This window comes from Agromyces badenianii (assembly GCF_003070885.1).
Taxonomy (GTDB): domain Bacteria; phylum Actinomycetota; class Actinomycetes; order Actinomycetales; family Microbacteriaceae; genus Agromyces; species Agromyces badenianii.
Genome location: NZ_CP028913.1, coordinates 987,165 through 999,061 on the forward strand (window position 1 = coordinate 987,165; position 11,897 = coordinate 999,061).

The following is an 11,897-nucleotide window of genomic DNA, read 5'->3' on the forward strand; positions in this document are numbered from 1 at the left end:
AGCGGCCGTCAGGCGGCAGGAAGATTCCCGAGCACGGCGGAGACGAGCTGGCCCGCGTCACCCGGCTCGAAGAGCACGGGGGAGTCGATGACGATCCAGTACGGACCGCTGAAGACCTGTGCCTCGCCGTGACCACCGGTCTGGCTGAAGTAGCCCTCGATCTCGGGAGGCGTGCCGTAGGTGGGCACCGGGGACGACCCCATGGCCGCGTCGTTCTTGCGTGCGTCGAGCGCCGCGGCAGGGGGAGTGGCGACGCCGATCTCGATGATCTCGCCGCTCGTCTGGTTGACCCAGCCGCACGCGGTGCCGGCCTGTTCGACGACGGCAACGACGCCCTCGCCGCTCGGTTCGAAATCGGGGGAGCCGCCGAAGTTCGGGTTGAACTCGTACACCTGCTCGAGGGTGAGCAGCTCGTCGCAGCCGATCGCGAACGGCACCGGCGGCTCGGCGGCCTCGGTGGGCTCCGCGCTCGCGGACGGCGTCTCGATCGCGGACGGCGGAGCGGCGGTGGCGCTCGGCTCGGGGGTCTCGCCGGTGCATCCGCTCAGCAGCATCACGGATGCCGCGGCGACGAGTGCGATGACGGTGGGGCGGGTGCGAGACGACTGGAGCGAGCGCGGCATGTGACGAACCTTATCAATGGCGCGGGTAGGATTTGCGGGTGACTCCCGCAGACCTTTCGCGCGCCCTGTACGACCTCGTCCTCGCCCTCGCCGAGCGACGTCGTGCAGCAGGCGACGAGGTCGAGCTGGAGCTCTCCGCGGCCGACGTCACGCTCGAGCGGCCGAAGCTCCGCGAGCACGGCGACTGGGCATCGAGCATCGCGATGCGGGTGGCGAAGCCGCTCGGCACGAACCCCCGCCAGATCGCGACCGAGCTCGCAGCGGGGCTCGCCGAGATCGACGGCGTCGCGAGCGCCGAGGTCGCCGGCCCCGGGTTCATCAACATCAGGCTCGATGCCGCCGCCGCAGGCGCGCTCGCCAAGACGATCGTCGACGCCGGCGCCGAGTACGGGCGCGGCGACTCGCTCGCCGGGAGCGTCATCAACCTCGAGTTCGTCTCCGCCAACCCCACGGGCCCGCTGCACATCGGCCACACCCGCTGGGCGGCACTCGGCGATTCGATCGGCCGTGTGCTCCGCGCCGCGGGCGCCGAGGTCGCCAACGAGTACTACATCAACGACGCGGGCACCCAGATGGAGAACTTCGGGGCATCGGTGCTCGCCGCCGCGAAGGGCGAACCGACACCCGAGGGCGGGTATCCCGGCAGCTACATCGGCGATCTCGCCGCGCAGGTGCTCGAGCGCGAGCCGAAGCTCCTCGAGCTCGACGAGCCGGTCGCGCTGCACACCGCCACCGAGATCGCCTACGAGTTGCAGCTCGCCGAGATCCGCGCCTCGCTCGACCGCTTCAACGTGCACTTCGACGTCTGGACGAGCGAGCGCCGGCTGCAGCTCAAGGGCGAAGACGGGCTGTCCGACGTCGACACCGCCGTCGAGCGCCTCCGCGCGCAGGGCCACGTCTTCGACGAAGACGGCGCCATCTGGGTGCGCACGACCGACTTCGGCGACGACAAAGACCGAGTGATCCGCCGCGGCAGCGGCGCCTACACCTATTTCGCGGCCGACGCCGCGTACTACCTCGACAAGAGAGATCGCGGCTTCCAGCACAAGATCTACCTGCTCGGCGCCGACCACCACGGCTACGTGCACCGTCTCAAGGCGCTCGCGGGTGCGGCGGGCGACGATCCCGAGCGCGACATCGAGGTGCTCATCGGCCAGCTCGTGTCGATCAACGGTGCGAAGCTCTCCAAGCGCGCCGGCAACATCATCGAACTCGACGACCTGCAGGCCTGGCTCGGCACCGACGCCCTGCGGTACACGCTCGCGCGGTACCCGGCCGACTCGCCGCTCACGATCGATCCCGAGATCCTGACCCGTCGCACGAACGACAATCCCGTCTTCTACGTGCAGTACGCCCACGCCCGCACCTGCGCGGTCGACCGCAACGCGGCATCCGTCGGTCTCGACCGCTCGGCGTTCGCGCCCGAGCTGCTCACGCACGAGACCGAGTCGGCCCTGCTCGGCGCCCTGCAGGAGTTCCCGCGCATCGTGGCCCAGTCGGCCGAACTGCGCGAGCCGCACCGGGTGGCCCGCTACATCGAGGAGCTCGCGGGGCTCTACCACCGCTGGTACGACAACTGCCGCGTGCTGCCCCTCGGCGAGGAGCCGATCGGCCCGCTGCACCACACGAGACTCTGGCTCAACGACGCGACGGGCCAGGTGCTCCGAAACGGGCTCGGTCTGCTCGGGGTGTCGGCGCCCGAACGCATGTGACCCATCGACCCGATCCGGAGGCACCGATGCCCGAGCACGAGGCGAGCGAAGCTCCGAAATCGCCAGCGGACGCGCAGCCGACCGAGGTGATCCCACCGGTCGCGGATCGCACCGCTTCGTCGACGCGCCGGCCGCTCCGCCGCGCCGCTCAGATCTGGATCGTCATCGTCGCGGTGCTCCTCGCGCTCGTCGCCCTCGCCGTCGTGGCCGATGTCGTCGCCCGCAACGTCGCCGAGCAGCAAGTGGCCGAGGCGATCGAGGCGAACCTGCCCGACGGCGTCGAGGGCGACGTCGAAGTGACGATCGGCGGGTTCTCGGCGATCGCGCAATACCTGACCGGCACGATGCAGCGGGTCGAACTCGACGCCCCGCAGCTCAGCGTCGACGGGGCGCCGATCGACGTCTCGGTCGTCGCCGAGGGGCTGCCGGTCGACTTCGAGTCGCCGGTGCAGAGCCTGAGGGCGACGATCGCGGCCGACGAGACGTCGGTCAACCAGCTGGTCGCGGTGGCCGGCGTCGAGACGGGGTTCACGCTCGGCGACGGCACGGTCGGCTACGAGGGGGAGCTGTCGATGCTGGGCCTGCCGATCTCGTACCAGGTCACGGCCACTCCGACGGCCGCCGGCGACTCGGTGCTCCTCGAACCGGCCGGCGTCGAGGTCGCGGCCGGCGGTGCGTCGATCGACGTCTCGGGGGTCATCGACCGGCTGCTCGGCGGCGAGCCGCTCGCGGTGTGCGTGGCCGACCGGCTGCCTGAGGGCGTGCAGCTCGACTCGATCTCCGTGACTCCGGGAACGGCCGTCGTCGGGCTCGACGCCGATGGCCTCACGCTCGACGCCGCGAGCCTCGAGCAGACGGGGAGTTGCCGGTAGTCGCGGCATCGACCGTCGCAGCGGCGGGCGAACGCGCCGCCGCGGATTCGGCACGGCATGTGAGCCTCGATAGACTCGCCGTACGCCGACCCACAAGGTCGGCGCGCACAGCAGGCTTCAGGAACCGATCCGGGTTCGCTCGCCGCGAGCGATCCGTGCCCGCCGTTTCCGTCCCGTGAGGTTCCCCGTGGCATCACCCGCACCCGTACCCGGCTGGCTCCGTGTGCCCGTCGACGCCAATGCGCTCGCGCCGCTCGTCTGGCCGTCGACCGCGACGCGCGACGACGCAGGCCGGCTGGTCGTCGCCGGTCGGGACGCGGCCTCCCTCGCCGCCGAGTTCGGCACGCCGCTCTACGTCGTCGACGAGGCCGAGGCTCGCGCTCGTGCGGCGCGCATCAAGCGGGCGTTCGACGATGCCGCTGCCTCGGTCGGCACGACTGTGACGGTCTATTACGCGGGCAAGGCGTTCCTTTCGGGCGCGATCGTGCGCTGGGTCACCGACGAAGGACTCGCGGTCGACGTCTGCACCGGCGGCGAACTCGCGGTCGCGCTCGCAGCGGGCGCCGATCCGGCCAGGCTCGGTTTCCACGGCAACAACAAGTCCATCGCCGAGATCGAGCGAGGCGTCGGCGCGGGCGTCGGTGCCATCGTCATCGACAGCGAGATCGAGATCGAACGAGTCGCGGATGCCGCGGCGCGCGCCGGTCGAGTGCAGGCCGTGCGGCTCCGCGTCAACAGCGGCGTGCACGCCTCGACCCACGAGTTCCTCGCGACGGCTCACGAGGACCAGAAGTTCGGCGTCTCCCTCGACCGCGCGGTCGAGCTCGGCACCCGCATCCGTTCGCACCCCTCGCTCCACTTCCTGGGCCTGCACTGCCACATCGGGTCGCAGATCTTCGATTCCGCCGGATTCGCCGAATCGGCCGAGCGACTGCTCGCCGCGCATGCGGAGCTCTCCCGGCTCGCCCCGGTGCCCGAACTCAACCTCGGCGGCGGGTTCGGCATCGCCTACACCTCGGTCGATGAGCCGGCACCCATCGAGGAGATCGCGGCGGGCATCGTGCGCGCGGTCGCGATCGGATGCCGCGAGCACGACGTGCCCGTGCCGAAGCTCGCCTTCGAGCCGGGCCGCTCGATCATCGGCCCCGCCGGCGTCACCCTCTACACCGTCGGCACGGTCAAGCCCGTGCCGATCGAGGGCGGCGTGCGGCACTACGTCTCGGTCGACGGCGGCATGAGCGACAACGCGCGCACGGCGCTCTACGGCGCCGAGTACTCCGCTCGCCTCGCCTCCCGGGTCTCCGCCGCCGCGCCGGCCCTCGTGCGCGTGGCGGGCAAGCACTGCGAGTCTGGCGACATCGTCGTCGATGCCGAATACCTGCCTGGCGACGTCGCCCCCGGTGACCTGCTCGCCGTGCCGGCGACCGGCGCCTACTGCTGGTCGCTCGCCTCCAACTACAACCACGTGCCGCGGCCGCCGGTGGTCGCCGTGCGGGAGGGTGTCGCACGGGTCATCGTGCACGGCGAGACCGAAGCCGGGTTGCTCGCCCGCGACGCCGGGCTCACAGCGCCCGACGCACCGCCGACCGTCCGCCTCGTCGAAGGGAACCCCGCATGATCGAGTACCGCTCCATTCGAGTGGGCCTGCTCGGCGCGGGCTCGGTCGGCTCGCAAGTGGCACGCCTGCTGCTCGAGCACTCCGACGAGCTCGCCCAGCGCATCGGCGCACGCATCGAGCTCGTCGGCATCGCGGTGCGCGACGTCGAGGCCAGACGCGACGCCGAGCTGCCACGCGAACTGCTCACCACCGACGCCGACTCGCTCATCCTCGGATCCGACATCGTGATCGAGCTCATGGGCGGCATCGAACCGGCCCGCACGCTCGTGCTGCAGGCGATCGCCTCGGGCGCCGACGTCGTCACCGGCAACAAGGCGCTGCTGGCGAATCACGGTCCCGAGCTCTTCGCGGCCGCCGAACAGGTCGGCGCGCAGCTCTCCTACGAGGCGGCGGTCGCCGGCGCCATCCCGATCATCCGGCCGCTGCGCGAGAGCCTCGCCGGCGACCGTGTCGAGCGCATCCTCGGCATCGTCAACGGCACCACCAACTTCATCCTCGACCGCATGGACCAGACCGGCGCCTCGCTCGAGGACGCGCTCGCGACGGCGACCGAGCTCGGCTACGCTGAAGCCGACCCGACCGCCGACATCGGCGGCTACGACGCGGCGCAGAAGGCCGCCATTCTAGCGAGCATCGCCTTCCACACGAGCGTGCCGGTCGCGGCAGTGCACCGCGAGGGCATCACGGGGGTCTCGGCCGAGCAGGTCGACTCCGCCCGGCGGGCCGGCTACGTCGTGAAGCTCCTCGCCATCTGCGAACGCCTCACCGATGTCGAAACGGGTGAGGACGGCGTCTCCGCCCGGGTCTATCCCGCCCTCGTGCCGCGCAGCCACCCCCTCGCCGCGGTGCACGGCGCCAACAACGCCGTGTTCGTCGAGGCATCCGCTGCCGGGCCGCTCATGTTCTACGGCGCCGGCGCCGGGGGAGTGCAGACCGCCTCCGCCGTGCTCGGCGACCTCGTGGCGATCGCCCGCCGGCACGTGATCGGCGGCCCGGGCACCGCGGAGTCGACCCACGCCGAACTGCCGGTGCTCGACATCGGCCGCATCACGACCCGGTACGCCATCACGCTCGAGGTCGCCGACGAGCCGGGTGTGCTCGAGCAGATCGCGCACATCTTCGCCGAGCACGGCGTCTCGGTCGAGCAGTTGCAGCAGACCGTCAGCGAGGGCTCCGAGCGGGCTACGCTGGTCATCGGGACACATGAGGCGAGGGAGTCCGCGCTCGCCGAGACCGTCGCCACCCTCGCCAAGAGCCCCGTCGTCGCATCCGTCGCGTCCGTCCTCCGAGTCGAAGGAACGTAAGTGAACCACCCCACCCCCAAGGCCAACTCGCGCCAGTGGCGCGGAGTCATCCGCGAATACGCCGACCGCCTCGACGTCACCGACGCCACTCCGATCGTGACCCTCGGTGAAGGCGGCACGCCACTCCTTCCCGCCCCGGCGCTCTCGGCCCGCACCGGCGCCGACGTGTGGGTGAAGTTCGAGGGCATGAACCCCACGGGCTCCTTCAAGGACCGCGGCATGACGATGGCCGTCACGAAGGCCGTCGAGGGCGGTGCGAAGGTCGTCATCTGCGCATCGACGGGCAACACCTCCGCGTCGGCCGCCGCCTACGCCACGCACGCCGGCATCAAGGCCGCGGTGCTCGTGCCCGAGGGCAAGATCGCGCTGGGAAAGCTCAGCCAGGCCATCGCCCACAATGCCGAGCTGCTGCAGGTGCAGGGCAACTTTGACGACTGCCTCGACATCGCCCGTGACCTCGCAGCGAACTACCCGGTGCACCTCGTCAACTCGGTCAACAACGACCGCATCGAGGGTCAGAAGACCGCGGCGTTCGAAGTCGTCGAGGTGCTCGGCGACGCGCCCGACTTCCACTTCGTGCCGGTCGGCAACGCCGGCAACTACACGGCCTACACGCGCGGCTACCGCGAAGACATCGCGGCGGGCAACGCCACCCGCCTGCCCCGCATGTTCGGCTTCCAGGCCGCGGGCTCGGCGCCGATCGTGCGCGGCGAGCCGGTGAAGGACCCCGACACCATCGCGAGCGCGATCCGCATCGGCAACCCCGCCTCGTGGGAGCTCGCCCTGCAGGCCCGTGACGAGTCCGACGGGTACTTCGGCGCGATCGACGACGACAAGATCCTCGAGGCGCAGCGCATCCTCTCGGCCGAGGTCGGCATCTTCGTCGAGCCGGCATCGGCCATCTCGGTCGCCGGTCTCCTCGAGCGCTCGGCCGCCGGGGTCGTGCCCCCGGGCGCCCGTGTCGTGCTGACGGTCACCGGCCACGGCCTGAAGGACCCGCAGTGGGCGCTCCGCACCGCCGACGGCTCCGACGTGCAGCCGACCATCGTGCCGGTCGACACCGCGCAGATCGCCTCGGTGCTCGGGCTCGTCTCATGACCGGCGCCGTCGCGGCGGGCACCGGCATCTCGCCGTCGCTCGCCGGTCGCCGCGTGCAGGTGAAGGTGCCGGCGACCTCGGCGAACCTCGGCCCGGGCTTCGACACCCTGGGGCTCGCGCTCGCGAAGTACGACGAGCTCGAGGTCTCGGTTCCGACTGAGTCGACGGGGCAGGATGTCCCGAGGCTCGACATCGAGGTGCACGGCGTGGGCGCCGGCGAGGTGCCGCTCGACGAGACGCACCTCGTCGTGCGGGCGATCGCGCACACCTTCGCGCGGGCCGGAGTGCCGCTGCCGCCGCTCAGGCTCGTGGCGCACAACAGCATTCCGCACGGGCGCGGCCTCGGTTCGTCGGGCGCCGCGATCGTCGCAGGCGTCGTCGCCGCCCAGGGGCTGCTCGACGGCATCGTCGAGTTCAGCGCCGATGAACTGCTCGACCTCGCCACCGAGCTCGAGGGTCATCCCGACAACGTGGCACCGGCCCTGTTCGGTGGACTCACGATCGCCTGGGTCACCCCCGAGGGCCCGCGGCACAAGAAGCTCATCGTGCACCGCGGCGTCTCGCCGCTCGTGCTCGTGCCCGAACACGAGATGTCGACGGCGCTCGCGCGCTCGCTGCAGCCCGAGTCGGTGCCGCACGAAGACGCGGTGTTCAACGTCTCGCGTTCGGCGCTGCTGATCGCCGCGCTCATCCAGAGTCCCGAGCTGCTCTTCCAGGCCACCGAAGACAAGCTGCACCAGCACTACCGGGCCAAGGCGATGCCCGAGACCGACCGGCTCATCCGCGTGCTCCGCGAGGCCGGGCACCCGGCCGTCGTCTCCGGCGCCGGCCCCTCGATCCTCGTGCTCGCGAGCGACCCGAGCGAGCGGGCCGCGGCCATCGCCCTCGTCGAAGCCTCGGCCGACACCGCATGGCAGGCGCTGCCGCTCGCCGTGGACTTCAAGGGCGCGACGGTGGTCAACGCGGAGCGTTGACGACCGTCGCGCAAGGCGGCAGCCCCACGGCGACATCGTCGACGTCGTCGGCGCAGCCGACGGGATCCGGCAGACGGCTCTGGTGACGCCGCCGCTCGCGGGAGACCGGCGCGTGAGCGGTGGACATCGCTCACGCGGCGTACTCTCCACAGGCGCGCGGCGCGTGTCGGGACGAACGGCTCGGTGGTGCTAGACTGGCGATGCACCCGGCAGGCGACGCATTGTTCGCGTTTCCGCTCGCTCGTGCAATTCCCGGCAATCTATTGCTTTCGCTCTCGCGCGTGTCTGCGCCTTCGTGCGCACCGTCATCGCTCGTGCAAGCGATCAGCTCTCCTGGATCCGCAACTCTTGCGCCAGGGGAAAGGAACATACCCAGTGACCAACGGAACCGACCACGCCGACCGCGTGGCCAACACCGCCCGCCTGTCCTCCATGAAGGTCGCCGAGCTCCAAGAGCTCGCCGCATCCCTCGGCCTCGGGGGCGGATCGAAGCGCCGAAAAGGAGAGCTCGTGGAGTTGATCTCCGCCCACCAGGAAGGGGCCGCCGGCGCAGAGCCGACCGCACCGGTCGAGGAGATCGCAGCCGACACCGTGCCGCCTGAGGCGACCGCGCGGGTCGAACTCGACGTGCCCGGGCTGACCGAGCCGCGCATCGAGCGCGACGCTCCGGCCGAGGCCGCGCCTGTCGCGCCGGAGGCCGCGGCCGACGCCGCGCCTACGGCCGACGCCCCGGCAGACGCTCCCGCCGCCCGTCAGCGGCGCCAGCCCCGTCGCGCCACGAGCGCGACCACCGCTGCGGTGCAGCACGTCAACGGCGGCGGTGCCGGCGTCGGCCTCGTTCCCGAGACCGACGACGCCCGCGAGGCGGCCCGCGCCGCCGTGCGCGAGGAGCTCGCTGCCGCGACCGGCGAGGGCGCCCGCGGCGCCCAGTCGGGCGATGGCGATGGCGAGAGCCCCGCTGCAGAGGAGCCCCGCCAGGGTCGCAGCCGCAACCGCGGTCGACGCGGAGGCGAGCGCGGAGACCGCGGCGAACGCGGCGACGACGCGCAGAAGGCCGAACAGCAGAAGCAGGGCGAGCGCCAGCCCGGCCGGCAGAACGGCGACCGCCAGAACGGCGACCGTCAGAACGCCGAGCAGCAGGGCGCGAAGGCCGGCGAGCCCCGTCAGGGCGGCGAGGCCGACAAGGCGAAGCAGAACGATGGCGGCCGCGGCCGTGACACGCAGGCCCGTGATTCTCAGGCCCGCGACGCGCAGGCCCGCGACAACCAGGCCCGCGACGCGCAGGCCCAGCTCGAGGGCGAGGGCGGGCGTCGCAACCGCTACCGCGACCGCAAGCGTCGTGGCCAGGGTGTCGGTGACGAGCTCGAGCCCGAGATCCTCGATGACGACGTGCTGATCCCGATCGCGGGCATCCTCGACGTGCTCGACAACTACGCGTTCGTGCGCACCACCGGCTACCTGCCCGGCCCGAGCGACGTGTACGTCTCCCTCGGCCAGGTGAAGAAGTACAACCTGCGCAAGGGCGATGCCGTCGTCGGCGCGATCAAGCAGCCGCGTGACGGCGATTCGAACAGCCGCCAGAAGTACAACGCGCTCGTGAAGGTCGACTCGATCAACGGCCAGACCGCCGACGAGGCCGCCGCACGCGTCGAGTTCCAGAGCCTGACGCCGCTCTACCCGCAGGAGCGCCTGCGGCTCGAGACCGAGCCCACCAAGCTAACGCAGCGCATCATCGACCTCGTCGCTCCCATCGGCAAGGGCCAGCGCGGCCTCATCGTCGCGCCGCCGAAGGCCGGCAAGACGATCGTGCTGCAGCAGATCGCGAACGCCATCTCGATCAACAACCCCGAGGTCCACCTCATGGTCGTGCTCGTCGACGAGCGCCCCGAAGAGGTCACCGACATGCAGCGCACGGTGAAGGGCGAGGTCATCGCCTCGACCTTCGACCGCCCGGCCGAAGACCACACGACGGTCGCCGAGCTCGCCATCGAGCGCGCGAAGCGCCTCGTCGAGCTCGGCCACGACGTCGTCGTGCTGCTCGACTCGATCACCCGCCTGGGCCGTGCGTACAACCTCGCGGCACCGGCATCCGGTCGTATTCTCTCCGGTGGCGTCGACGCGTCTGCGCTGTACCCGCCGAAGCGCTTCTTCGGCGCAGCGCGCAACATCGAGAACGGCGGCTCGCTCACCATTCTCGCGACTGCGCTCGTCGAGACCGGCTCGAAGATGGACGAGGTGATCTTCGAGGAGTTCAAGGGCACCGGCAACTCCGAGCTGCGCCTCTCGCGTCAGCTCGCCGACAAGCGGATCTTCCCGGCGGTCGACGTCAACGCGTCGTCCACGCGCCGCGAAGAGATGCTGCTCTCGGCCGACGAGGTGAAGATCACCTGGAAGCTGCGTCGCGCCCTCGCCGGTCTCGAGCAGCAGCAGGCGCTCGAAGCCGTGCTCGGCCGGTTGAAAGAGACGCAGTCGAACGTCGAGTTCCTCATGCTCATGCAGAAGTCGATGCCGGTCGCGGCCGGGCACGGCAACTCGCACGGGCACGAGACCGACCACCGCTGAGGCTCGACGTGTTCGAGTCCGTCCAAGGCCTGCTCGCCGAGCACGCGCAGCTCCAAGAGGAGCTCGCCGACCCGGCGCTGCACGCCGATGCCGCGCGGGCGAAGAAGGTCAATCGTCGCTACGCCGAGCTGAGCCGCATCGTGCACGCGCACGAGATGTGGCAGCAGGCGCAGGAGGACCTCGTCGCGGCGAAGGAACTCGCGAAGGAGGACGAGGCCTTCGCCGAGGAGGTTCCCGCGCTCGAGGAGGCTCTCGCCGAGGCGCAGGAGAAGCTGCGGCGACTCCTCATTCCGCGGGACCCCGACGACGGCCGTGACGTGATCATGGAGATCAAGGGTGGCGAGGGTGGCGCGGAGAGCGCCCTCTTCGCCGCCGACCTGCTCCGCATGTACATGCAGTACGCCCAGTCCAAGGGATGGAAGGTCGAGCTCCTCGACCAGAACGAGTCCGACCTCGGCGGCTACAAAGACGTGCAGGTGGCGATCAAGTCGAACGCGAGCGATCCGTCGCAGGGCGTGTGGGCGCACTTGAAGTACGAGGGCGGCGTGCATCGCGTGCAGCGCGTGCCCGTCACCGAGACGCAGGGTCGCATCCACACCTCGACGACGGGCGTGCTCGTCTTCCCCGAGGTCGACGAGCCCGAAGAGGTCGACATCAACCAGAACGACCTCAAGATCGACGTCTACCGTTCGTCCGGTCCCGGCGGTCAGTCGGTCAATACGACCGACTCCGCGGTGCGCATCACCCACCTGCCGACCGGCATCGTGGTTTCGATGCAGAACGAGAAGTCGCAGTTGCAGAACCGCGAGGCCGCGATGCGCGTGCTCCGTGCGCGCATCCTCGCCCGCCAGCAGGAGGAGATCGCGGCGGCGGCGTCCGACGCCCGCAAGTCGCAGATCCGCTCCATGGACCGTTCAGAGCGCATCCGCACCTACAACTTCCCCGAGAACCGCATCGCCGATCACCGCACCGGGTACAAGGCCTACAACCTCGACCAGGTCATGAACGGCGCCCTCGACCCGATCGTCGAGTCCGCCATCCAGGCCGACGAAGAAGCTCGGCTCGCGCACCTCGGCGACCAGTAGACGAGCCACGACGAGCGGATGCCCCGGACACTCGATGTCCCGGGGCATC

Annotated in this window: 9 protein-coding genes; 8 read left to right on the forward strand and 1 reads right to left on the reverse strand. The window is 70.8% G+C overall.

The features are described from left to right. Positions 1-8 precede the first annotated feature (8 nt). Positions 9-623 carry an iron ABC transporter ATP-binding protein gene (locus DCE93_RS04720; protein WP_108594866.1) on the reverse strand — a complete coding sequence of 205 codons (615 nt, stop codon included), beginning with the start codon at positions 621-623 and terminating at the stop codon, positions 9-11. A gap of 38 nt (positions 624-661) precedes the next feature. Here DCE93_RS04720 and argS point away from each other — a divergent pair, with 38 nt between their 5' ends. From argS to prfA, 8 genes are all read left to right on the forward strand, one after another. Continuing rightward, positions 662-2,335 carry an arginine--tRNA ligase gene (gene argS / locus DCE93_RS04725; RefSeq protein WP_108594867.1) on the forward strand — a complete coding sequence of 558 codons (1,674 nt, stop codon included), beginning with the start codon at positions 662-664 and terminating at the stop codon, positions 2,333-2,335. Between the two features lie 26 nt (positions 2,336-2,361). Next, complete coding sequence (locus DCE93_RS04730) at positions 2,362-3,207, forward strand: LmeA family phospholipid-binding protein (RefSeq protein WP_108594868.1); 846 nt, start codon at positions 2,362-2,364, stop codon at positions 3,205-3,207. 187 nt (positions 3,208-3,394) lie between these two features. Next, entirely contained in the window at positions 3,395-4,825 is a 1,431-nt protein-coding gene (lysA, locus tag DCE93_RS04735) for a diaminopimelate decarboxylase (protein WP_244284241.1), read from the forward strand. Continuing rightward, positions 4,822-6,129: a homoserine dehydrogenase gene (locus DCE93_RS04740; RefSeq protein ID WP_108594870.1), complete on the forward strand. Its 1,308-nt coding sequence runs from the start codon at positions 4,822-4,824 to the stop codon at positions 6,127-6,129. The genes lysA and DCE93_RS04740 overlap by 4 nt, the downstream gene beginning before the upstream one ends. Next, entirely contained in the window at positions 6,130-7,227 is a 1,098-nt protein-coding gene (gene thrC, locus DCE93_RS04745; protein WP_108594871.1) for a threonine synthase, read from the forward strand. Further along, a complete protein-coding gene (thrB, locus tag DCE93_RS04750; protein ID WP_108594872.1) occupies positions 7,224-8,201 on the forward strand; it encodes a homoserine kinase in 978 nt (325 codons plus the stop codon). The genes thrC and thrB overlap by 4 nt, the downstream gene beginning before the upstream one ends. A 432-nt stretch (positions 8,202-8,633) precedes the next feature. After that, on the forward strand, positions 8,634-10,763 hold the full coding sequence (gene rho / locus DCE93_RS04755) for a transcription termination factor Rho (protein WP_420836972.1): 2,130 nt from the start codon (positions 8,634-8,636) through the stop codon (positions 10,761-10,763). 8 nt (positions 10,764-10,771) lie between these two features. Further along, positions 10,772-11,848 (forward strand): peptide chain release factor 1, encoded by a 1,077-nt coding sequence (gene prfA / locus DCE93_RS04760; protein WP_108594874.1) that lies wholly within the window; start codon positions 10,772-10,774, stop codon positions 11,846-11,848. The last annotated feature ends 49 nt before the right edge of the window (positions 11,849-11,897 follow it).

Bases quoted from the DNA above. Each gene is read 5' to 3' on its own strand.
- DCE93_RS04720 (WP_108594866.1), bottom strand. From the start codon at position 623: ATGCCGCGCTCGCTCCAGTCGTCTCGCACCCGCCCCACCGTCATCGCA.
- DCE93_RS04740 (WP_108594870.1), top strand. From the start codon at position 4,822: ATGATCGAGTACCGCTCCATTCGAGTGGGCCTGCTCGGCGCGGGCTCG.
- DCE93_RS04730 (WP_108594868.1), top strand. From the start codon at position 2,362: ATGCCCGAGCACGAGGCGAGCGAAGCTCCGAAATCGCCAGCGGACGCG.
- thrB (WP_108594872.1), top strand. From the start codon at position 7,224: ATGACCGGCGCCGTCGCGGCGGGCACCGGCATCTCGCCGTCGCTCGCC.
- rho (WP_420836972.1), top strand. From the start codon at position 8,634: ATGAAGGTCGCCGAGCTCCAAGAGCTCGCCGCATCCCTCGGCCTCGGG.